The following is a 22,180-nucleotide window of genomic DNA, read 5'->3' as shown; positions in this document are numbered from 1 at the left end:
GGATGGGCGCCGATCCTACGATGCGCTGGTGTCACAGCTCTCTGCGGAGGAGAGCCTCGGCGGCACGGAGGTCGTCCGCCTCTCGCGCGCCTCGCGCTGGGCGCGCCTGCTCGTCACCGCCGTCGTGTTCCTCCTGATCATGGCCGGGACCGTCTGGGGCGACGACTCCGAGTTCCCCTTCGGCCCGTTCCGCATGTACTCCACCCGCAACGACCCGAACACGCCGGTCATCTCCACGCGCGTCGTGGGGCTGACCGCGGCGGGCGAGGAGGTCCGGCTCTCCGGTGGTGAGGTGGGCCTGCGCCGCGCGGAGTTCGAGGGCCAGTTGCCGCGCATGCGCGAGCACCCCGAGCTGCTCGGCCTGATCGCCGACGCCTACGCCGAGCGGCACCCGGACGCCGAGCCGCTGGTCGAGGTGCAGGTGGTCCACCGCCGCTTCGAGCTGGCGGACGGGCAGCGCACCGGCGACTACACCGACACGGTCGTCGTCGACTTCGACCTGGAGGGCACCCCGTGAGCCGCGCGACCTCCTCCGAGCCGGACGCCGCGGGCGCGCCGACCTCCCCCACCTCCCGCCGCGGGCTCGGCGCGGTCGCCGGCTGGTGGTTCCGGCCGGTGCCGCTGACCCGGATCGCGGTCATGCGCACCCTCGCCTACCTGTTCATCTGGGTCGACGTGTGGCTGACCACGGCCTGGGTGAAGGCGCACGCCGACGTCCCGACCGAGTGGTACGCGCCGCTGACCATCGGCAAGGTGCTGAACCTGCCGACGCCGACGTCCACCGTGGTGCACGTCGTGCAGTGGGCGCTGCTGGTCACCGCCGCCCTGGCGGCGACCGGGCGGGCGCCCCGCGTCCTCGGCACCGCGGTGTTCCTCCTCTACTTCGAGTGGATGATCATCGCGATGAGCTACGGGAAGGTGGACCACGACCGGATCGCCTTCCTGGTGCTCCTGGCCGTGCTGCCGACCGTGGGCGCCGCCCGCTGGCGCGACCGCCGCCGCTCGGAGGCCGCCGGCTTCGCCATGGCCGCGGTGCTGGTCGCGGTGATGCTCACCTACTTCCTGGCCGCCTGGGCGAAGGTCCGGTTCGGCGGCTGGGACTGGCCGACCGGCGCGACGCTGGCCCGCGCGGTCATCCGCCGGGGCACCCCGCTGTCGGAGTGGATGCTCGAGTTCCCGTGGCTGCTCGTGACCATGCAGTGGGTCATGATCATCCTGGAGGCGCTGGCACCGCTGATGCTGCTGGTCTGGCGCGACCGGGCCCGGGTGGCGCTGGTGGTCTTCCTGATCGGCTTCCACCTGATGGTCTACGCGGGCGTGACCATCGTCTTCCTCCCCCACTGCGTGGCGATCCTGTCGATCCTGCCGTGGGAACGGGTGCCCGAGCTCCGCGACCGGCTGCGAGGGCCCCGCGCGCGACGCCGGGCCGGACCGGCCCCGGCGGAGGGCGCACCGGCCCGCGCCTGACCGGAGGACGGCAGCTCACAGCAGCGCCCCGATGCGGGCGGCCATGTCCGCCTCGTGCTGGGCGTAGGAGTCCGCGACCTGGGACAGCAGCCCGCCCATGCCGGTCAGGGCGTCGGAGACGCCCTGCGCCGCGGTGCGCCACTGCTCGTAGAGCTCCATGAAGCGGAGCGCGGCCTGGCTGTCGGTCCAGCCCTCCAGCACCGAGGTGTTCACGCTGCTGGAGAGCGCCGCCTGCCGGGCGGCGGTCTCGCCGGCCTCGGCGCGGCAGCGGCCGGCCAGTGCCTGCAGGGTGGCGATGTCGACCTTCACGGGTCCTCCTGTCGGCCCGGGTCCCTCCCGGGGTGCGGCGGACGGTAGAGCGGTCGTGCGTCGCCGCGCCGTCGTCCGTCCACAACCGGGGGCGCCGTCCACAGGTGCGCCCGGCGGTGCCTGCCGACGGCCGGGCGCCCCGACGATCGGCGCGTGACCGCCTCCTCCTCTCGCTCCACCCCGCCGCGCTGCTGGACGCTCGTGGCGGCGGAGGGCACCGTCGAGGTGGAGGTCGGCGCGGCCGACGACGTCCGGCTCGGGCAGGTGGTCGCCGCCCTGACCAGCCAGTTGGGCCTGCCCGCCGGGGAGGTGTGGTCGGGCTCCGACCGGCTGGCCGACGACCTGCCGCTCGGTGCGCCGCCGCTGCGGCACGGCGCCGTCCTCGGCTGGGGCCGTCCCGGCCCGCGCTCCGGCGGCGGGCCCGGCAGCGCGTTGTCCCTGCACGTGACCGGTGGGCCCGACGCCGGCCGCATCCTGCCGCTCGACCGGGGCCGGCACGTCGTCGGCCGCGGGAGCGGAGCCGACCTCGCGCTCGACGATCCGGGCGTCTCCCGGCGGCACGCCGCCGTGGAGGTCGGCGGGAGCGCGGTCACGGTGGCCGACCTGGGTGCGCGCAACGGGACGACCCTGGACGGCCGGCCGCTGGAAGGCGCCGGCCGGCCGTGGCCCGAGGGCGCGACCGTGCGCCTCGGTGCCTCGGCGCTCACCCTGCGCGGCCCCTCCGCGCTCCGCCTGACGACGGCGCCGGCACCGGGTGGGCGCCGCGAACTCCGCCCCGGCGACCGGCTCGCGGTGCCCCGTCGCGAGGTGGAGATCCCGATGCCGTCCGCACCGGCGGCACCTCCCCGCCGCCCGCTGGGCTGGATCGCCGTGTGCCTGCCCGCGGTCGGTGCGTGCCTCGTGGCCTGGCTGCTGCGCACGCCCGCCTTCCTCCTCCTCGCGCTCACCGGGCCGCTGGTGGCGGTCGGCACCTGGCTGTCGGACCGGTGGACCGGCCGACGGCGGAGCCGGCGGGACGACGCCGCGCACGCGGCCGCCGTCGCGGAGGCCGAGGCACGCGTCGAGCGGGCCGTCCTGGCCGACGTGCGCGCGGCCGCGGCGGAACGCCCCGACCTGGGGGTCCTGCTCTCCGCCGCCCACCGGCGCACCGAGCCCCTGTGGCAGCGCCGGGCGGGCGACCCCGACGCGCTGACCGTCCGCCTCGGCACGGCACCCGGCGCCACCCGCGTGACCCGCGTCGGGCCCGACGGCCGCCGCGCGCCCGTGCCGGCTGCCGGCCTCCCCCTGACCGTCGACCTCGCGCCCGCCGGGCTGGGAGTGGCCGGCCCGCGGCAGCCGGTGCTCGGCGTGGTGGCCGGCGTCCTGGCCCAGGCGGTCACCCTCCTCCCACCCGCCGACCTGCAGCTGGTCGTCGTCACGACCTCCGACCGGCTGCCCGACTGGCGATGGCTGCGCTGGTTGCCCCACCTCGCGGCCGTGCTCCCGTCGAGCGGTCCCGCCGGCGACGCCCCCCTCGTCGCCCGGCTCACCGACCGCACCGCGCGGTCGGCCGGGGCGCTGCCGGGTCAGCGCGTGGTCGTGGTCCTCGACCGGCCCGCCGAGCCGGCCCTGCTGGCCGCGCTCCGGGACGCGGGCCGGTCGGGGGTGGTCCCGCTGGTGACGGCGGCCGCCGTCCCGGACCTGCCGCCGGCCCTGGGCGCCACCCTGCAGCTGACCGGCCCGACGGCCACCACCGGCACGCTCCGGTCCGCGTCCGACGGGGAACGGGCGGACGTCGTGCTCGACCGGGTCACCCCCGACGTCGCCGCCGCCCTCGCGCGGGACCTCGCACCGCTCACCTCGGGCGGCCGGTCCGGCGCGCTGCCCCGTGAGGTCCGCCTCACCGACCTCCTCGCGGCCGACCTCGCGCCCCCGGCGGCGGGCCCGGGCGCCGGCTGGTCCCGCGAGCGCACCCGCCTGACCGCCGTCCTCGGGCAGTCGGTGACCGGCACCGTCACGGTCGACCTCTGCCGCGACGGGCCGCACGCCCTCGTCGCCGGCACGACCGGCTCGGGGAAGTCCGAGCTGCTGCAGGCGCTCGTCGCCGGGCTGGCGCTGCACCACCCGCCGGACCGCTGCTCGTTCCTGCTCGTCGACTACAAGGGCGGAGCCGCCTTCGCCGAGGCCGCGAGCCTGCCGCACACCGTCGGCCTGCTCACCGACCTCGACGCCCGGACGACGGCCCGCGCGCTGCGGTCCCTCACCGCCGAGCTCGCCCGGCGGGAGACGCTGCTGGCCGCCGAGGGCGTCGCCGACATCGCCGCGCTGGACGAGGGAACCGACCTGGCCCGGCTGGTGATCGTCGTCGACGAGTTCGCGGGACTGGCCGAGGAGCTGCCCGGATTCGTGTCGGGCCTGGTCGCCATCGCCCAGCGGGGCCGCTCCCTCGGCATCCACCTCGTGCTCGCCACGCAGCGCCCCGGCGGGGTCGTGTCGCCGGAGATCCGCGCCAACTGCAGCCTGCGCCTGTGCCTGCGCACCACCGGCGAGGCGGAGTCGCGGGACGTGCTGGGCACCCCGCACGCCGCCGGCCTGCCGCCGGACCTGCCCGGGCGCGCGTTCCTGCGCACCGGTTCGGCCGCGCCGGTGCTCCTCCAGGTGGCCCGCGTGGGCGGCTCCGCGGCAGGCCCCGATCCCGGCCCGAGCGTGCGGCGGGCGACCTGGCCGCCACGTCCGGCCATGGCCACGCCGGCGGCGACGGGCGGCCCGTCGGACCTCGCGCGCCTGTGCACGGACCTGGCCGACGCCGCCATCCGGTCGGGCGTCCGGGCTCCGCACCGTCCGTGGTGTCCGGAGCTGCCCGATCGGCTGTCCGCCGACACGCTGGCGGCGGTGGCGGGTCCACCGGCGCCGGCCGGATCGACCCGGCTGCGCCTGGGCCTGGTCGACCGCCCCGACCGGCAGAGCCAGGAAGCGCTCGAGGTCGACCTCGCCACCGGTGGCGGCTGGCTGGCCGTTGGCGGCCCGGGCAGTGGACGGTCGGGGCTGCTGCGCACGGTCCTCGGCGAGGCCGCCCGCACGCTGGCGCCGGACCGGTTGCACGTCCACGTGCTGGACGGCGGTGGTGGCGCACTGGCCGCGGAGGCGGCGCGGCTGCCGCACACCGGCACCGCGCTGTGCAGCGACGAGGTGCTGCGCGCCGGCCGGCTGGTCGCCCGGCTGACCGGGGAGGTGGCCGAGCGGCGCCGCCGCGGCCGCAGCACGCCACCCGTGCTGCTCCTCGTCGACGGCGCGGAGGCCGTCCTCGCCGCGCTCGACGACGCCGATCCCGGCGGTTCCACCGCGCTGCTGCGACTGGTGCGCGACGGCACCACCGCCGGGCTGACCTGCGTGCTCACCGCGGACCGCGCCGTGCCGGGGGGCCGGCTCGCGGCGGCCGCGGGAATGCGGCTGGTCCTGCCGCTGCCCGACCGCGCGGACTACGGCATCGCCGGCATCCCCCCGCGGGCCGTGCCCGGGCACCGCCCGCCCGGCCGGGCGCTGGTCGGCGACGACGACCGCGAGTGCCAGCTGGTGCTGCCGCGCCCGCCGGCCGCGGCGCACGCGACCGGGGCGCCCAGCGGCGCGCTGCGCATCGTGGAGCTGCCCGCCGATCCGGTGCTCTCGCTGCCCGCCGTTCCCGGGGGCGGCCTCCTGCTCCCCGTCGGGCCGGGCGGCGACGAGGGCGGCCTGCTGTCGGTCGACCTGCGGCGCACGGGCGGCCTGCTGGTCGTCGGCCCACCGGGCAGCGGCCGGTCGGCCGCGCTGACCGCCTTCGCCACGCACCTGCGCGCCGCAGGAGCCGCCGTCGCCGCGGTCACGCGCGGTCCGCGCTCCGGGCCCCGATCCCCCGCCGTCGCGCTCGCCGCCTCGGACACCACCGCGTGGCAGGCGTGGCTGTCCGGTCTCGGGGACCAGCCGGCGGTGGTCGTCCTCGACGACGCCGGGGCGCTCGCCGAGAGCCCGGTCGTCACGGCGATGGCCGGTGCGGAGCTGCCGGACGGGCTGGTGGTCGTGGCCGCGGGCACTGCCGGCGAACTGGCCGGCGCGTACCGCGGTCCGGTCGCCGCGCTGCGCCGGCGCCGGACGGGTCTGCTGCTGCGTCCTGGCCCCGGCGACGGCGACGTGATCGGCGTCCGGCTGCCCCGCGCCGCGCTGCCGGCCCGGCCGGGCTCGGGCTGGCTGGTGACCGCCGGCGAGCCCGTCCGCGTGCAGGTCTCGGTCCGGCGCACCCGGTGAGGTCAGAGCAGGTCGAGCAGCGGCCCGATCTCCTGGGTCGCGTACCAGGCCAGCTCGTGCCCCTCGGCCTGGTCGACCACGAACTGGGCGTCCTCGCTGCCGAGGTCGGCCTCCAGCACCACGGTGACCGCCGCCCGCACGTCGTCCTCGGCGTCGGCGCCGTCGACGTGCGCGCTGGCGACGTCGGCGAGCCGGACATCGCCGGGAACCCGCACCGCCCCGGCGTCGATGTGCGGCTCGTCCAGCACGGTCACCCCGGCGTCCGGGACGTCGGCAGCGAGCACCGCCCGGCGGCGGGCGGCCAGCGGATCGTGGTCGAGCAGGCGGAGGCTGGCCCGGGCCGCGGCGAGGAGCGCCGCGTACTCGAGCTCCTCGACGTCGGCCTCGGCGTCGCTGACCGCGTAGTGCTCGCGGAGGGGCGGGGTGACGGCGAAGGCGGTGAGCGGACCGGTCAGCCGGCCCTCGTCCACGAGGGTCCGCAGCACGTTCGTCGTCGCCGGCAGGTACACGCGCACCCGGGTCGCTCCCTCCATCGGTGGAGCGACGACGGTATCCCGCGGCCGTTGCCGCGCCTCGGCGTCGGGTCAGCGGGCGGTCTGCACCAGCTCGCCGATCTCCTCCTCGATGAGGTCGGCGAGCAGGCCCACGTCGCCGACGGTGTCCCGGTCGCCGTTGAGGCTGATGAAGACCCGGCCGTCGTAACTGGTCATCCCGATCGCCAGGCCCTGCCCGCGCACCAGCGGCACCACCGGGAAGACCTCGTCCATCCGCGCGCCCGCCGCGTAGAGCGGCACCTGCGGTCCGGGCACGTTGGTGACCACCAGGTTGAACATCCGCTGGGAGAGGCCTCGGGCGGCGCGGGCACCCAGCGCGTGCAGCGTCGGCGGGGCGAAACCGGTGAGCGCGATGAGCGTCTCGGCCGCGACCGACCTCCCCGAGTGCGCCACCCCGCGCATCGCGTAGCTGAGCCGGGCCAGCCGCACCCGCGGATTGGGCTCGCCCACGGGCAGGTCGACGAGGTAGCTCGACACCCGGCTGCCCGGCTCCTCGTCCTCGTCGTCCTGCACCGACACCGGCACCAGCGCGCGCAACGACGTGGAGCCGAGCACCGCCTCCCCCCGGGACAGCAGCCAGTCGCGCAGGGCGCCGGTGACCAGCGTGAGCAGGACGTCGTTGATCGTGCCGCCGTGCGCCTTGCGCACCGCCTTCAGGTCGTCGAGCTCCACCCGGGCGACGGCGACCCGGCGCTGCCGGCCGCTGGTCGCGTTGAGCGGGCTGTGCGGCGCCGGGAAGACCGCCGAGCGGACCGCCCGGGCGGCCGCCCCCGCGGCGCCGGTGAGCCGGGCGGCGGTCGAGCGGACGTCGGTCACCGCCGAGCGGAGCGTGGTCACCGCCGCGGACGGGCGCTGCACGTACTCCTGCAGCGCCGTGCGCACCAGTTCCGCGCCGGTGGGCAGGCGGCGGGGTGCCCACGGCTCGGGCGGCTCCGGCAGGACGACGTCCGGCGACGGGTCGAGCAGCACCTGGCCGATGTCCACCGCGCCGAGCCCGTCGACCAGCGCCGGGTGGGTCTTGGTGATGACCGCGACCCGGCCGTCGGCCATGCCCTCGACCAGGTACACCTCCCAGAGCGGGCGACTGCGGTCCAGCGGGCGGGAGGTGACCCGCGAGACCAGCTCCAGGAGCTGCTCCTCGGTGCCCGGCCGCGGCACGGCCGACCGCCGCACGTGGTAGGCCACGTCGACGTGCGGGTCGTCGGCCCACACGGGGTCGGCCAGGTGCCCCGGCACCTCGAGCACCCGCTGCCGGTACCGCGGCACCAGCGGCAGCCGGGCCTCGACGAGCGCGGCGAGCGCCTCCAGCCCACCCTCCGGCCGCTCCAGCACGAGGACGCCCGACACGTGCATCGGGCTGTCCGGCTCCTCGAGGTAGAGGAACGACGCGTCCATGGGGGTCAGCCGCTCGAGCATCGGTCTCCTCCGGATCGGGTCCCTCACGCTACGTCGGGACGGCGACCGGCCCCATCCGCCGGCGAGCGGCTCCTCGCCGGCGCTCATCCGGCGCGACGGCGGCCGCGCACCCCGCGCCGCCGGACGGGCTCCGGCACCCCGCTGAGGGCAGCGGCCAGTGCCCGCAGGCCGGTGCGCAGCGGCGATCCGGGAGCGACCTCGGCGAGCGTCCGGCCGGCGGCCAGCGCCGCGTCGGTGGCGGCCCGGTCGGCGGGCAGGAACGCCCGCACCTCCTGCCCGGCGAACCGCTCCAGGGCCCCGGCGATCTCCCGCTGCGGATCCCCTGGCACCGGGCCGCGCCGCACCTGGTTGACCACGAGCACCGGCGCCACGTCGGGCAGCACCTCCCGCAGCTCGCCCAGCGCCCGGATGCTGCGCTGCAGGGCGACCGGATCGGCGCCGCTGACGCACACCACCTCGTCGGCGGCCTCCAGGACGGTGAGCGTCGCGCCGTTGCGCCGCGGGGCAGCCGTGTCGAAGGACAGCTCCTCGTCCTCCTCCAGGTTGAAGCCGCAGTCGACGACGACCAGGTCGGCCGACCGCCGCGCCTCCTCCAGCACGGCGGCGACCGCGCGCGGGCGCAGCTCCGGCCAGCGGTCGGCCCGCGCCAGGCCGGTCAGCACGGCGAGGTCGGGCCGCACCGCCCAGGCCAGCCGGGCGAGCGCAGCGGCGTCGAGGGAGCCGGCCGCGGCCAGCCGTGCCGCAGCGGCCAGCCCGGGCGACTCGTCCAGCAGGCCGAGGACCTGCGCCACGACGCCGCCGTACACGTCGGCGTCCACCAGCAGCGTCGGCACACCGAGCCGGGCGGCCTCGTCGGCCAGGCCTACCGCCACGGTGGTGCGCCCGGGTGCACCGGTCGGCCCCCACACGGCGACGACCCGGCCGGCCCCGGAACCGGCGGAGCGCGCGGCAGCTGGGGCGGTGGCTCCGGGCAGCGCCGCCCGCGGATCCGCGACGTCGTGGCCGGCCGCCGGGCCGCCCGCCACCGCGGCGCGCAGGGCGGCGGCGATCTGCGCCGGCTCGGCGTCGGCGGCCAGCACGTGGGTCACCCCGATGGCCTGCAGCCGCTCGGCGGCGCGCGGATCACCGGCGTCGACCAGCCCGACGACCGCGACGCCGGCCGCGGCCAGCCGGGCCACCGCGTCACCGTCCAGCCGGCGGAGGTCGGCCGAGAGCAGGGCCGCCTGGCCCGTGCCGGTCGACGCGGCGGCCAGCAGCTCGGGGACGTCGACGCACCGGCGGACCACGGTCACCCCGTGGTCGTCCCGGTCCAGGGCGCCGACGAGGGCCGACTCCCAGGGGGCGCCGGTCACGGCGGTGAAGACCTGCAGCGCCATCAGCCCGTGGGCTCCGCGGTCGCCGGGGCGGAGCCGGGCGGCGCGCTGCTCGACGGAACGCTGCCCGACGGAACGCTGCCCGACGGAACGCTGCCCGCCGACGGCGCCGCGCCCTCCACGGAGTCGTGCACGACCACGACCAGCGGCCGGCCGCCGATCGCCGCCAGCACGTCCGGCGCCTCGTCCGCCGCCACGGACACCACGACCTGCACCGTCGTCGTCGCGCTGGAGAGCACTCCGTCGGCCCGGCCGGACACCGCCTGCACGGGCGCGGCACCCACCACCAGCGCCACGGTGCCGTCGGCGGTGCCCGTCGCGCCGGCCGCCGGATCGGCCACCGCGTAGACGTCGACCACCTGCCCGCGCGCCAGCCCCGGCGGGGCGTAGCCGGCCTGCACCGGCAGGGCCACCTGCACCAGCTCGGCCGGCTCCTCGAGCGCCGACCGCGGCAGCAGCTCCCCGGCGCGCACCGCGCGGCCGAGGGTGCGGCCCTCGGGCTGCGTGCTGGTGGCGAGGTAGGCCCCGGCGGCGTCGTCCAGGCGGACGTCGACAGCGACGAGGTCACCGGGCTCGAGCACCGTTCCGGCGGCCAGGTCCACGGCGGCCGACCACACCGGCACCGTGGCATCCGCCGCGGTCACCACCCGCGCGCCGAGCAGCACCGAGCCCAGGACGAGCAGCACGCCCAGCACCAGCCGCAGGTCCAGCCACCGGGGCGGGCGCACCCGGCGGGGCACCGGTCCCCGGGTCGGCGGCGTCCCTGCGGTCGTCGCCGCGCCGCTGCCGGGAGCGGTCCGCAGGTCGACCACGCCGCGCCTCCCCGTCCACCCCGGTCAGCTCGCCGGGTTCCACGCTCCGCCGCCGGACGGCGACGCTCGGACGCAGATGATGCGGCACCGGCACGGATACGTGCACTGGTTGTCCACACGTTCGGGTGGGCACGTCACCCGGGTCCCGCGCGGGTCCTGCCAGACTGGCCGGGACCGGACGGAGACCAGCCCATGCCCTCACCGCGCTTCCTCACGCTCAACGACGTGGCGGAGATCCTCAACGTCTCGTGGCGGCAGGTGTACGCGCTCGTCCGGCGCCGGGAGCTGATCGCCATCCAGATCGGCGGCCGGGGTCAGTGGCGGGTCGAGGTCGACGAGCTCGAGCGCTTCATCCAGCAGAAGTACGCCGAGGCCCGCGAGACCCCCGTGCCCGACCTCGCCGAGGCCGACGACGCGGAGGTCGCCGGCAGCTGACCCCCGGTCGGCTCCGCGGTCAGACCGGGTCCACGTCCAGCCGGCGCACCGCGATCACCGCGGCCAGCGCCACCGCCCGCACACCGCGCACCGCAGCCGGGCGTCGCGGCTCCCCCGCCGGGTGCTCGGCCAGTTCGAGGAAGTCGGCGCCGACCCGGTCCACGGTGCCGGTCAGCGCCGTCCCGTCCTCGAGCACGACCTGCACGCCGCTGCGGTCGCGGGCCAGTCCGCGCACCGCCCACCGCAGGTCCAGCCGCTGCCGCACCACGCCGTCGGCCGGCACGGCGGTCGCCCGGAGCAGCCCGCCGGCGGTGAGCACCCCGGCCGTGGCGACGAGCAGCTCGCGACCGGTCTCCTCCGCCAGCAGGAGCCAGTCCACCCCCACCTCGGTGAGCACGCCCCGCACCTCGCCCGCGCCGCGGCAGCGCAGGGCGACCTGCGCACCCACGGCACCGCCGAGGCGCTCGACCAGCCGGACGGCGCCGGCCGCCTCCCGCTCGCGGGACGGCGCCTCGGCGCGCTCGGCCGACTCCTCCGCGGCCTCGAACTCGGCCTGGAGGTCCGCGAACAGCCGCTGCCAGCGCATGCGCCGGAGCCTAATCCACAGCCACGCTTGCGTTTGGTGACGTTTGCTTGCTGTAGTGGGCGTCCGTCCCCGAGAGGAGTCGTCCGTGTCGCTGCGCCGGCTGCTGTGCACCACCGGCGGGATGGCCGCTGCCGCGGTCGCCCTCGCCGCGGGCACCCCTGACCTGCGCTGGCTGGCCACCGGCGCCGGGCTGCAGGAGGCCGTCGACGCGGCCGGGGCCGAGACGGCGCTGCTCACGCTGGTCGCCGTGCTGGCCTGGCTGGCGTGGGGCTGGGGTGTGCTCGGCCTGGGGCTGACCGCACTCTCCGCGGCCCCCGGCGCGGTCGGCGCGCTGGGCCGGCTGCTCGGCCGCCTCCTGCTGCCCGCCACCGCCCGGCAGGCGGCCGCCCTCGCCCTGGGGCTCGGCCTGGGCGCCCCGGTGCTGGCCGGGTGCACCGCGCCGCCGGCGACCGAGGTCAGCGTCGCCGCCGCCGACCTGCCGGCACCGGCTCCCGCCGCGGTGCCCGACTGGCCCGCATCCATGGCGGGCGCGCCCGACTGGCCCGCCGCCGCGGCCGGGGAGCACGTCGTCGTCCGCGGCGACTGCCTCTGGGACCTCGCCGCCACCTGGCTGCGCGACCGGACCGGCGCCGAGCCCGGGCCGGCCGAGATCGCCGCGGCGGTCGACACCTGGTGGCGGGCCAACGCCGACGTCATCGGCCCCGATCCCGACCTGCTGCACCCCGGACAGGTGCTGCGCGCCCCGCCCTGACCGGCCACCGCCCCGACACCCCGACCGACCCGTCCCCCGGAGCCCGGAATGACCGCGACCCCGTCGCCCGCGCCGCCCACCGTCCCCGCTCCCGCCCCCGGCGGGCTCCGGCTGGTCGTCGTGCCGACCCCGCAGCCCCCGCTGGTCGAGGGGCCGGCCCTGCCCCTCGTCGACCGGACGCGGGTGCCGCCGCGGCCGGCCTACCGGCCGGGGCCCCGCCCCACCCCACCGGCCCGGCGGCGTGCCGTCGCCGACGACAGCGGCCCGTCCTGGTCCACCCGGTCGGACCTCCCGGATCCCCGGGTGGCCGGCCGCCAGGTGCTGACGCTCACCCTGGAGGCGCTGGCCGGCCGGCGCCCGCTGACGCAGGTGCGGTCCCTGACCGCACCCGGCGTCTACGCCGCCCTGAGCGGCGGCCGCCGCCCGCAGTGGTGCGCAGCCGGTACCGCTCCGCTGCTGCTCGGCCCGGTGCACGTGTGCGAGCCGGTGGACGGCGTCGCCGAGGTCAGCGCCGTGGCCCGGCGCGGCGGCCGGGCGCACGCCGTCGCCGCCCGCCTCGAGGGGCTCGACGGCCGGTGGCGGTGCACCGCCCTGCAGATCGGCTGACCGCCCCCGGAACGGACTGCGCCCCCGCCGGCGAAGGCCGGCGGGGGCGCGGTCGGGACCGACCTGGCTACCGGGCCGCCCCGTGGCAGAACTTGTACTTCTTGCCCGAGCCGCAGGGGCACGGGGAGTTGCGCGCCGGCTCCTTGGACCCGGTGACCGTCGCGGTCTTCGCCGCCTTGGCCGCGCCACCCTCCTTGGGCGAGGCGTCGAGGCTGGGCGCCGAGTAGCTGAGCTCCTCGGTCGACCGCCGAGGGGTGTCCAGGCCCTTGACCGACAGCTCCGGTCCGGTGCCCGACGGCGAGGCGGCCGGCTCGGCGACCGGAGCAGGCGCGGCCGCCGCGCGGGCGGGCGCGGCCTTCTTGCCCGGCCCGGTGGTCGACCGGCGGGCGGCCGGGGCCGGAGCCCCCTTGCTCAGGGACGCCGGCTTCGCGGGTGCGGCCGGTGCGGCGGGTGCCGCACCGCCGCCGTTGGCGGCAGCCGCGGCGGCCTGCTGGCGGGCCAGCACCCGCGCCGTCCCCTCCTGCGCGGCGGCCAGCGCCTTGGCCTCGGCCTCGGCCTGCTTGGCGCGGGCCTCCTCCTCCTGCTGCTCCTTGGTCTTGACCTCCAGGTTGAACAGGAAGCCGACCGACTCCTCCTTGATGCCGTCGAGCATCGCGTTGAACATGTCGTAGCCCTCGCGCTGGTACTCCACGACGGGGTCGCGGTTGGCCATCGCGCGCAGGTGGATGCCCGCCCGGAGGTAGTCCATCTCGTAGAGGTGCTCGCGCCACTTGCGGTCGAGCACCGAGAGCAGCACCCGCCGCTCGAGCTCGCGCATCACCTCGGCGCCGAGGGTCTGCTCGCGGGTCTCGTACGCCGCGTGCACGTCCTCGATCAGCTCGCGCTTGAGCACGTCGGCGGTGAGCGCCGACTGGTCGCCGTCGGCGACCCGGTCGAGCAGGTCGTCGCGGTCCAGGCCGACGGGGTACAGCGCCTTGAGCCCGGTCCACAGCTGGTCGAGGTCCCAGTCCTCGGCGTAGCCGGTCTCGGTCGCGCCGTCGACGTAGGCACCGACGACGTCGTCCAGCATCGACTGCACCTGGTCGGCGAGGTCCAGCCCGTCGAGGATCTTGCGGCGCTCGTCGTAGATGACGGTGCGCTGGCGGTTGAGCACCTCGTCGTACTTCAGGACGTCCTTGCGGACCTCGAAGTTCTGCTGCTCGACCTGCGTCTGCGCCGAGCGGATCGCCCGGCTGACCATCTTCGACTCGATCGGCTGGTCGTCGGGGACGCGCAGCGTGTTCATCATCGACTCGAGCATCGGGCCGTTGAACCGGCGCATCAGGTCGTCGCCCAGGGAGAGGTAGAACCGCGACTCCCCGGGGTCGCCCTGCCGGCCCGAGCGGCCGCGCAGCTGGTTGTCGATCCGGCGGCTCTCGTGCCGCTCGGTGCCCAGCACGTAGAGCCCGCCGGCCTCGGCGACCTCCTCGTGCTCGGCCTTGACCTGCTCCTTGGCCTCGGCGAGGGCGTCGTCCCAGGCCGCCTCGTACTCCTCCGGCGTCTCCGTGGGGGTCAGCCCGCGGGCGCGCAGCGCCTCGTCGGCGATGAACTCCGGGTTGCCGCCGAGCTGGATGTCGGTGCCACGACCGGCCATGTTGGTGGCCACCGTGACCGCGCCGACCCGGCCGGCCGCGGCGACGATGTGCGCCTCACGGGCGTGGTTCTTCGCGTTGAGCACCTCGTGCGGGATGCCGCGGCGCAGCAGGTACTTGGAGAGCACCTCGGACTTCTCGACGCTGGCCGTGCCCACCAGCACCGGCTGGCCCGCCTCGTGCCGCTCGGCGATGTCCTCGATGACGGCCTCGAACTTCGCCTTCTCCGTCTTGTAGATGACGTCGGGACGGTCCAGCCGCACCATCGGCTTGTTCGTCGGGATCGGGACGACGCCCAGCTTGTAGGTCTGCGAGAGCTCGGCCGCCTCGGTCTGGGCGGTACCGGTCATCCCGGAGAGCTTGTCGTAGAGCCGGAAGTAGTTCTGCAGCGTGATCGTGGCGAGGGTCTGGTTCTCGTCCTTGATCTGCACCTTCTCCTTGGCCTCGATGGCCTGGTGCATGCCCTCGTTGTAGCGCCGGCCGCTGAGCACGCGGCCGGTGAACTCGTCGACGATCAGCACCTCGCCGTTGGTGACGATGTACTGCTGGTCGCGGTGGTAGAGCTCCTTGGCCTTCAGCGCGTTGTTCAGGTAGCTGATCAGCGGGGAGTTGACCGCCTCGTAGAGGTTGTCGATGCCGAGCTGGTCCTCGACGAACTCGACGCCCTCCTCGGTGACGGCGACCGTGCGCTTGGCCTCCTCCACCTCGTAGTGCACGTCGCGCTTCATCAGCGGGACGATCCGCGCGAACTCGGTGTACCACTTGCCGGCGGACTCGGCGGGGCCGCTGATGATCAGCGGGGTGCGGGCCTCGTCGATGAGGATCGAGTCGACCTCGTCGACGATCGCGTAGTTGTGCCCGCGCTGGACCAGGTCGGCCTTGCTCCAGGCCATGTTGTCGCGCAGGTAGTCGAAGCCGAACTCGTTGTTCGTGCCGTAGGTGATGTCGCAGGCGTACTGCTCGCGGCGGTGCGCCGGGCGCTCGCCGGAGAGGATGACGCCGACCGACAGCCCGAGGAACCGGTGCACCCGGCCCATCCACTCGGCGTCGCGCTTGGCCAGGTAGTCGTTGACCGTGACCACGTGCACGCCGTCGCCGGAGAGGGCGTTGAGGTAGGCCGGCAGCGTGCCGACGAGGGTCTTGCCCTCACCGGTGCGCATCTCGGCGATGTTGCCCAGGTGCAGCGCGGCGCCGCCCATGATCTGCACCCGGTAGTGCCGCTGCCCCAGGGTGCGCGTGGCGGCCTCCCGGACGACGGCGAACGCCTCCGGGAGCAGCTCGTCGAGGGTCTCCCCGTCGGCGTAGCGCTCCTTGAACTCGTCGGTCTTGGCCCGCAGTTCGGCGTCGGTGAGGTCGGAGACGTCGTCGGCCAGCGACTCGACCGCATCGGCGATCTTGTTCAGTCGCCGGAGGATCTTGCCCTCACCGGCTCGGAGGATTCTGGAGAACACCACGTACCCCAGCGTAGGCGGCTCTGCTGGCCGGGTCGCCGGTCCACGCAGCCGGCCGCCGTAACCTCGCGCCGTGGCGCTCGACCTGGACACCCCTGGCCCCGGCTTCCTCACCTTCCTCACCGAGCGCCACCTCGCGACGCTGACCACGCTGCGCGCCGACGGCAGCCCGCACGTCGTCCCGGTGGGCTTCACCTACGACGCGGCGACGCGCACCGCGCGCGTGATCACCTCGGGGACCTCGGCGAAGGCCCGGCACGTGCGCGCCGGGCAGGCCCGCGTCGCGGTGTGCCAGGTGGAGGGCCGGCACTGGCTGACCCTCGAGGGGACGGCGGTGGTCCGCGACGACGCGGCCGCGGTGGCCGACGCCGAGCAGCGCTACGCGCGGCGCTACCGCCAGCCGCGGGAGAACCCGGCGCGCGTGGTCATCGAGATCTCGGTCGACCGGGCCCTGGGCAACGTCTGACGGAGGACCCCGTCCTCCCCACCCGTCGCACGCTCAGGGCGCTTCGTGCGGAGGGCGTCGTCCGGTCGGGCCGGGCCCGCCGGGACGGCGGCCGGGCGGACGCGGTGCTCTTCGGCCGGGTGGCCGGGGACTGAGCGCCCGGGCGCGGCCGGTGGGGACGATCGGCCCCCACCGGCCGCGGAGGGCGTCAGCGCGGGACGGCGGCGGCCTCGGCGGGGACGGCGGCGTGCCGGCCCTCGCCTTCGGCGGGCTCCTCGACCAGCCGGATGAGGCCGTAGTCGTAGGCGTGCCGGCGGTAGACGACCGTCGGCCGGCCGGTGTCGGCGCACTGGAACAGGAAGAAGTCGTGGCCGACCAGTTCCATCTCGTGGAGGGCCTGGTCGACGGTCATGGGAGTCGCCGGGTGGTGCTTCTCCCGCACGATGCGGCCGGGGAGGTGCTCGTCGAGATCGGTGACGAGCGGCCCGTCGGCCGGGTCGTGCTCCAGGGGGGCGGTGTCGAGGACACCGAGCGCGATCGGCTCCGCGGTGTTGCCGGCGAGCCGGACGCTGGGCGGCGTCCGCCGCCCGTGGTGCACACGGCGGCGGTCGGCCGCGCGGCGCAGGCGGTTGTCGAGCTTGCCGCTTGCGAGGTCCAGTGCGGCGTAGAAGTCCGGTGCACAGGCCTCGGCCCGGACGACGGGGCCCTTGCCCCGCAGGGTGATCTCCACGCGCTGGCAGTTCGCCGACTGGCGTGGGTTCTTCTCGTGGAACAACTCGACGTCGATCCGGCTGAGCTTCCCGTCGAAGCGTTCGAGCGCGCCGACCTTGTCCTCGACGTGTAGGCGGAAATGATCGGGCACTTCGACGTTGCGGCCACGGACCACGATCTCCATGAGACCTCCCGTTCGTCGGGTGTGATCGGTTGAACGCTAGTCCCCTCCCCCCGGTCCCGACAGTTGACCGAGGAGCCCCCCCGGAGCCACCGCGGAACGGTCCCGGGAAGAACGCAGGTCGGCTCGCGCAGTCGGCCGGCGGGGCGTCGCGGCCAGCACCGCGGCCAGCACCGGCGTGTCGCCGTCCCGGCGTGTCGCGCTCAGGACGGCGGCCGCCTCGGTGAGCGTCGCCCCGCTGGTGACCACGTCGTCGACCACCACCAGCAGCGCGCCGGGAGGCACCCGCGGCCGCCGGTCGGCCAGGGCGAAGGTGCCCGCCAGGTTGGCCCGCCGCTGCGCGGTCGACAGCCCGGCGGAGTCCTGCACCCGCCCGCGCCGGCGCAGCAGCCGGGCGGCCGTGGCGGGCACGCCGGCCGCGCGCAGCTCGGCCACGGCGGCGCGGGCGAGCTCGGCGACGTGGTCCCGGCCCCGGGCGCGCAGCGCGGCCCGGGTGCTCGGCAGCGGCACGAGCACGACCGGCGCCCGGTGCCGCGGCGGCGGCACCGCGGCGCGGACCGCGGTGACCGCCAGCGCCAGCGCGGCACCGAGCGGCCCGGCGAGCTCGGCGCGGCCGTGCTCCTTGAACGCGTTGACCACCGGCCGGACCGGGCCGGCGTACACCGCGGCGGCCGCGGTCGGCGGGAAGCCGGGCGGGAACCGGCGTGGGGAGGCCACGTGCGGTGCCGCGAGGAGCCGCGCGCACGCCCGGCAGAGCCGGGCACCGGGCAGCCCGCAGCCGGCGCAGGTCCGCGGGAGCACGAGGTCGGCGAGCGCGAGCACCAGCTCCCGGACGGCGACCACCGGCCCACCCTGCCCCGCCGGCGCCCCGCCCGGGGCTCCGCTGGTCAGCCTGTGGACGGCTCAGGCCGGGTAGAGCGGCTCCGTGCCGGGCAGCGGCTGCTGCCCGCGGATCAGCGTCACCCAGGTGCCCCCGACCTGCTGCCAGATGGTCCGGTCGGAGCTCACCAGCGGCGGCTGGCCGGGGGCCGCGGCGATCGCGGTGGGCTGCCCGGGCAGGCCCGACGTCGGCACCGGCGTCAGCCCCCACCCGTCGACGCCGACCTCGTAGGGCACGATCCGGTCCTCCGAGGCGTCGCCGGCGAGCACGAGCAGCCGGTCGGCCGACTCCCAGGCCACGTCGGCCACCTGCGACAGCGTCGGGGCGACGTCCCGCAGGTCGCGCAGCGCGACCGGCCCCTCCTCGGAGCGCACGACGGTGCCGACGTACAGCCCGGCCTCGCCCTGCGCCTCGACGACGACCGCGGCGCGCACGCCGTCGGGCGACAGCTGCAGCACCGTCGCGCGGCCCAGCCCCTCCAGCGTCGGGGCGGTCACCGCCTGCGGCGTGCCCCCGCCCGAGGGCACCCGGACGACGGCCGCGCCGTCCCGGACCACCCAGAACTCCGCCCGGGTGGCGGCCACCGTCGGCACGCTCAGCGAGCCGGCGCCGGTGATGACCGGTGCGAGGTCGCCGCCGTAGGGCCCGGCCAGCAGGGCGGCCTGCCCGTCGACCGTGGCGGTGCCGACCATCGAGGTCAGCTCGCCGGTGCGGACGTCGGCGGACACGGCGGCGGAGGTCAGCCCGTAGCCGCCGGTGCCCGCCGGGCCCGGGGCCGGCTGACCGTCGACGGTGCGCAGCGCGCCGTTGTCGAGGTAGTGGCCGACCGCGCCGACCGGGGCCGCCTCGGGGTCGAAGGAGGACCAGTCGTCGACCGTCTGCTGGGCCGGCACCCCCTCGAGCGCCAGCGGCTCGCCGTCGACCAGCACCTCGACGGTCGGGACGGCGAGCTGGTCGAGCGTCCAGACCAGCTGGGCGCTGAGCTCGGAGAGCTGGTTGGGCGGCAGCCCACCGACACCGGTGAGGTCGACGCTGATCGTCGAGGCCGACGCGGTCACCGCGCGGCGCAGCGCGAGGCCGGCCAGCGCGTTGCGCACGCCCGCGGACAGCGAGGCCGAGGGTCCGGCCAGCAGCCGCTCGACCAGCGCGGTCGGCTGGGATTCCCCCGTGATCACGTAGCGCGGATCGGGCACCACCCGCTGCCCGCTGGGGTCGACGAAGTAGACCGCGCGCTGCTCGTACAGCCGCTCGAAGTCCGGCTCGAACATGAGCAGGCCGTCGGGCGGGTTGGTGATCCGCCACTCGCCGTCGACCTGCTGGAGGGTGAACTCGGTCGTGTAGACGGCCTGGCCGCCCACCGTGAACACCCCGCGCGGGTCGACGGTGCCGATCAGGTCGGCGGTGACGGCGACGGTGCCGGCGTCGATGGTGACGGTCGCGTAGTCCGCGCCGAGCACGGTGATGCCGGTCTCGTCCGACCAGCTCTCAGCCGCCTCGGGGGTGAGGTGCTGGCGCGCGACGGGGTGCCGGCGCACCGCGCTGGCCGCGGCGTCGAGGAAGCCGCGCACGATCTCCTCCGGCGTCGCGCCGATCTCCGGCTCCAGCGGCTCGATGCCGACGTCGGCGTCCGGGCGGCTGGGGGCCTGGGTGATCTGCACGGTCGCCGAGCTGCTGGGCACGGTGGAGCACCCGGCCACCAGCGCGATCAGCGCGAGCAGCACGACGGGCAGCGTCCGGCGGGTCATCGCGGGCTCCCCGGCCGCCGGACGATCGCCGGCCGCAGCGGCAGCGGCGAGCTGGTCAGCTCCGCACCGGCGGTCAGCGGCAGGGTGAGCCGGAACTGCGCGCCGACACCGGGCTGGCCCCACACCTGCAGCCAGCCGCCGTGCAGGCGGGCGTCCTCGAGGCTGATCGACAGCCCCAGCCCGCTGCCGCCGACGGTCCGCACCCGCGAGGGGTCGGCCCGCCAGAACCGGTCGAACACGTGCTGGGCCTCCGCGGGGCTCAGCCCCACGCCGGAGTCGCGGACGGTGACCGCCGCGGCGACCCGGTTGGCCGCCCAGGTGACCTCGACCGGCCGGCCGGCCCCGTGCTCGATGGCATTGCCGACGAGGTTGCGCAGGATCCGCTCCACCCGCCGGCCGTCCACCTCGGCGATGACCTTCTCGCTGGGCCCGCGGACGACGAACTCGCAGCCGTGCATGGTCGCCAGCGACTCCATGGCGGCGACCACCCGCTGCACCAGGGCACCGAGGTCGGTGGGCTCCCACTCCAGGACGGCGGCGCCGGCGTCGTAGCGGCTGATCTCCAGCAGGTCCGACAGCAGCCGCTCGAACCGGTCCAGCTCGGTGTGCAGCAGCTCGGCGGAGCGGGCGACGTGCGCGGGGAAGTCGCCGCGCGACTCGTGCAGGACGTCGGCGGCCATCTGCACCGTGGTCAGCGGCGTCCGCAGCTCGTGGCTGACGTCGGAGGTGAACCGCTGCTGCAGCTGGGAGAGGGTCTCGAGCTGGGTGATCTGCCGCTGCAGGCTGTCGGCCATCGCGTTGAAGCTGGTGGCCAGCCGGGCGAGGTCGTCCTCGCCGCGCACCGCCATCCGCTCCTCGAGCTGGCCCTCGGCCAGCCGCTGCGCGGTGCCCGCGGCGCGCCGCACGGGGTCGACGACCAGCCGGGTGACCAGCACCCCGATGCCGACGACGAAGAGGGTCAGCGCGATCCCGCTGATCACCACGGTGCTGCGGATCAGCGCGAGGCTCTCCTCCTCCTGGTCGAGGGGAAAGGCGTAGTACAGCTCGATCTGCTCGTCGGCCGACGGGTCCCCGGGCACCGGCGCGCCGATGAGCAGGGTGGGCCGCGGCTCGCCGGAGCGGTCGGGCACCAGGGCGTACTGGCTGAACGGTGCGCCGGAGTCGACGCCGGCACGCAGCGCCGCCGGCAGCGCCGGGTAGACGTAGCGCCGGCTGGTGGCGGTCCGCTCGGTGTCGCCGCTGCGGTAGACCATGACGACGTCGAAGTCGCCGGCCGAGCCGGAGCGCGTCTTGAGCTGCTGCACGGTCCGGTTGAGCGTCGAGCGCACCCCGGCCGCGTCGCCGGTGGCGATGCCCGCGACCTCGTTCTGCGCGTAGAGCACCCCCGCCAGCGCCTGGTCGACGGCGGCCTGCCGCTTGACCGACAGCAACTGGTCGCGGATCTGGCTGAACAGCACCATGCTGACGATCACCACGACGGTGCCGGCGACGACCATCGTGATGGCGCCGATCCGCACGTGCAGCGACGAGCGCCAGGCGTGCACGGCGAGGGAGACCAGGCCGCGCAGCCGCCGGCGGGTGCGCACACCCCGCCGGCGCAGGCCCCGGCGCAGCCGCCGCAGCTCCGCGCGGGCGCGGGCGCTGCGGGGGCCGTCCGGCGCCGGGCCCGGAGCCGCCGGAGGCGCGGACGGCGCCGCCGGTGGGGCGGGACGGACGGTCACCGCCGCGGGCTCCTCCGCGTCACGGGGGCCCGGCCTTGTAGCCGACGCCGCGCACCGTCAGCACGATCTCCGGGCGCTCGGGGTCGCGCTCGATCTTGGCCCTCAGCCGCTGCACGTGGACGTTGACCAGTCGGGTGTCCGCGGCGTGCCGGTAGCCCCACACCTGCTCGAGCAGCAGTTCGCGGGTGAACACCTGGCGCGGCTTGCGGGCCAGGGCCACGAGCAGGTCGAACTCCAGCGGCGTGAGGGCGATCGGCACGCCGTCCCGGCTGACCTGGTGGGCCGGGACGTCGATCTGCACGTCGCCGATCGACAGGTTCTCCGCCTGCCCGGTCTCGCCGCGGCGCAGCTGCGCGCGCACGCGGGCGACCAGCTCGACGGGCTTGAACGGCTTGGTGACGTAGTCGTCGGCGCCGGCCTCCAGCCCCTGGACGACGTCGATGGTGTCGCCCTTGGCGGTCAGCATCACGATCGGCACGGTCGACTGGGTGCGGATGTCCTGGCAGATCTGCAGGCCGTTGCGGCCGGGCAGCATCAGGTCCAGGAGCACGATGTCGGGCCGGGTCTGCTGGAAGACCCCCACCGCGCGGTTGCCGTCGGAGACGAACGCCGGTTCGTAGCCCTCACGGCGCAGCACGATGCCGAGCATCTCGGCGAGGGCGGCGTCGTCGTCGACGACGAGGACACGGCCGCGACTGGGCCCGTTCTGCGGTGCGGTGGGTGGCACGGCGCCCATTCTGCGCTGTCGGCGCCCAGAAGTCGGGGCACCCGCCCGGGAAGCCCCGGACGAGTGCCCCTGCTGACCGCCATTCGCGCGCGAATGGCGGTCAGCTACGGGAACGGCGCCCC

19 protein-coding genes are annotated in these 22,180 nt (G+C 76.5%); 7 read left to right on the top strand and 12 right to left on the bottom strand.

What is annotated here, in order from left to right:
- Positions 1-28: 28 nt before the first annotated feature.
- Entirely contained in the window at positions 29-517 is a 489-nt protein-coding gene (locus ACI79R_RS11845; protein WP_456573822.1) for a hypothetical protein, read from the top strand.
- On the top strand, positions 514-1,467 hold the full coding sequence (locus ACI79R_RS11840; protein WP_456573821.1) for an MFS transporter permease: 954 nt from the start codon (positions 514-516) through the stop codon (positions 1,465-1,467). Before ACI79R_RS11845 ends, ACI79R_RS11840 begins: the two co-directional genes overlap by 4 nt.
- Positions 1,468-1,482: 15 nt before the next feature.
- On the opposite strand, the gene ACI79R_RS11835 is transcribed toward ACI79R_RS11840, so the two are convergent.
- The gene (locus ACI79R_RS11835; RefSeq protein ID WP_456573820.1) at positions 1,483-1,776 is read right to left on the bottom strand and encodes a WXG100 family type VII secretion target; all 294 of its coding nucleotides are present in this window, start codon (positions 1,774-1,776) and stop codon (positions 1,483-1,485) included.
- A gap of 153 nt (positions 1,777-1,929) precedes the next feature.
- On the opposite strand from ACI79R_RS11835, the gene ACI79R_RS11830 reads away from it, so the two are divergent.
- The gene (locus ACI79R_RS11830) at positions 1,930-6,033 is read left to right on the top strand and encodes an FtsK/SpoIIIE domain-containing protein (protein WP_456573819.1); all 4,104 of its coding nucleotides are present in this window, start codon (positions 1,930-1,932) and stop codon (positions 6,031-6,033) included.
- A 2-nt stretch (positions 6,034-6,035) separates the two neighbouring features.
- On the opposite strand, the gene ACI79R_RS11825 is transcribed toward ACI79R_RS11830, so the two are convergent.
- The 4 genes from ACI79R_RS11825 to ACI79R_RS11810 all read right to left on the bottom strand — a co-directional run bounded on the left by ACI79R_RS11825 (position 6,036) and on the right by ACI79R_RS11810 (position 10,188).
- Positions 6,036-6,566: a DUF6912 family protein gene (locus ACI79R_RS11825; RefSeq protein ID WP_456573818.1), complete on the bottom strand. Its 531-nt coding sequence runs from the start codon at positions 6,564-6,566 to the stop codon at positions 6,036-6,038.
- Positions 6,567-6,617: 51 nt separating this feature from the next.
- On the bottom strand, positions 6,618-8,003 hold the full coding sequence (locus tag ACI79R_RS11820; RefSeq protein WP_456573817.1) for a WS/DGAT/MGAT family O-acyltransferase: 1,386 nt from the start codon (positions 8,001-8,003) through the stop codon (positions 6,618-6,620).
- Positions 8,004-8,086: 83 nt separating this feature from the next.
- On the bottom strand, positions 8,087-9,379 hold the full coding sequence (locus ACI79R_RS11815) for an AAA family ATPase (RefSeq protein WP_456573816.1): 1,293 nt from the start codon (positions 9,377-9,379) through the stop codon (positions 8,087-8,089).
- A complete protein-coding gene (locus tag ACI79R_RS11810; protein ID WP_456573815.1) occupies positions 9,379-10,188 on the bottom strand; it encodes an SAF domain-containing protein in 810 nt (269 codons plus the stop codon). The genes ACI79R_RS11815 and ACI79R_RS11810 overlap by 1 nt, the downstream gene beginning before the upstream one ends.
- A gap of 192 nt (positions 10,189-10,380) precedes the next feature.
- On the opposite strand from ACI79R_RS11810, the gene ACI79R_RS11805 reads away from it, so the two are divergent.
- The gene (locus ACI79R_RS11805; protein WP_456573814.1) at positions 10,381-10,623 is read left to right on the top strand and encodes a helix-turn-helix domain-containing protein; all 243 of its coding nucleotides are present in this window, start codon (positions 10,381-10,383) and stop codon (positions 10,621-10,623) included.
- 19 nt (positions 10,624-10,642) lie between these two features.
- Here ACI79R_RS11805 and ACI79R_RS11800 read toward each other — a convergent pair whose 3' ends face one another.
- Complete coding sequence (locus ACI79R_RS11800; RefSeq protein WP_456573813.1) at positions 10,643-11,209, bottom strand: hypothetical protein; 567 nt, start codon at positions 11,207-11,209, stop codon at positions 10,643-10,645.
- A gap of 85 nt (positions 11,210-11,294) precedes the next feature.
- Here ACI79R_RS11800 and ACI79R_RS11795 point away from each other — a divergent pair, with 85 nt between their 5' ends.
- Together ACI79R_RS11795 and ACI79R_RS11790 are read left to right on the top strand one after the other, a co-directional pair.
- A complete protein-coding gene (locus ACI79R_RS11795; RefSeq protein WP_456573812.1) occupies positions 11,295-11,960 on the top strand; it encodes a LysM peptidoglycan-binding domain-containing protein in 666 nt (221 codons plus the stop codon).
- A 48-nt stretch (positions 11,961-12,008) separates the two neighbouring features.
- On the top strand, positions 12,009-12,566 hold the full coding sequence (locus ACI79R_RS11790; protein ID WP_456573811.1) for an Rv3235 family protein: 558 nt from the start codon (positions 12,009-12,011) through the stop codon (positions 12,564-12,566).
- 67 nt (positions 12,567-12,633) lie between these two features.
- Here the strand turns inward: ACI79R_RS11790 and secA are convergent, their stop codons facing one another.
- On the bottom strand, positions 12,634-15,651 hold the full coding sequence (gene secA, locus ACI79R_RS11785; protein ID WP_456573810.1) for a preprotein translocase subunit SecA: 3,018 nt from the start codon (positions 15,649-15,651) through the stop codon (positions 12,634-12,636).
- Positions 15,652-15,721: 70 nt separating this feature from the next.
- Here secA and ACI79R_RS11780 point away from each other — a divergent pair, with 70 nt between their 5' ends.
- Positions 15,722-16,114, top strand: a complete 393-nt coding sequence (locus tag ACI79R_RS11780; protein ID WP_456573809.1) for a TIGR03618 family F420-dependent PPOX class oxidoreductase — start codon at positions 15,722-15,724, stop codon at positions 16,112-16,114.
- A gap of 187 nt (positions 16,115-16,301) precedes the next feature.
- Here ACI79R_RS11780 and hpf read toward each other — a convergent pair whose 3' ends face one another.
- The 5 genes from hpf to mtrA are packed head-to-tail and all read right to left on the bottom strand — an operon-like array spanning position 16,302 to position 22,067.
- Entirely contained in the window at positions 16,302-16,988 is a 687-nt protein-coding gene (gene hpf / locus ACI79R_RS11775; RefSeq protein WP_456573808.1) for a ribosome hibernation-promoting factor, HPF/YfiA family, read from the bottom strand.
- Between the two features lie 36 nt (positions 16,989-17,024).
- Positions 17,025-17,828: a ComF family protein gene (locus ACI79R_RS11770; protein WP_456573807.1), complete on the bottom strand. Its 804-nt coding sequence runs from the start codon at positions 17,826-17,828 to the stop codon at positions 17,025-17,027.
- Positions 17,829-17,888: 60 nt separating this feature from the next.
- Complete coding sequence (locus ACI79R_RS11765) at positions 17,889-19,610, bottom strand: LpqB family beta-propeller domain-containing protein (RefSeq protein ID WP_456573806.1); 1,722 nt, start codon at positions 19,608-19,610, stop codon at positions 17,889-17,891.
- Positions 19,607-21,331: an MtrAB system histidine kinase MtrB gene (gene mtrB, locus ACI79R_RS11760; protein WP_456573805.1), complete on the bottom strand. Its 1,725-nt coding sequence runs from the start codon at positions 21,329-21,331 to the stop codon at positions 19,607-19,609. The genes ACI79R_RS11765 and mtrB overlap by 4 nt, the downstream gene beginning before the upstream one ends.
- A 19-nt stretch (positions 21,332-21,350) precedes the next feature.
- Positions 21,351-22,067 carry an MtrAB system response regulator MtrA gene (mtrA, locus tag ACI79R_RS11755; protein ID WP_456573804.1) on the bottom strand — a complete coding sequence of 239 codons (717 nt, stop codon included), beginning with the start codon at positions 22,065-22,067 and terminating at the stop codon, positions 21,351-21,353.
- Positions 22,068-22,180 lie beyond the last annotated feature (113 nt).

It is taken from the genome of Blastococcus sp. SYSU D00820 (genome assembly GCF_054050695.1).
The sequence above is the reverse complement of the archived record's forward strand: the minus strand, read 5'-3'. Positions and strand labels throughout refer to the sequence as shown.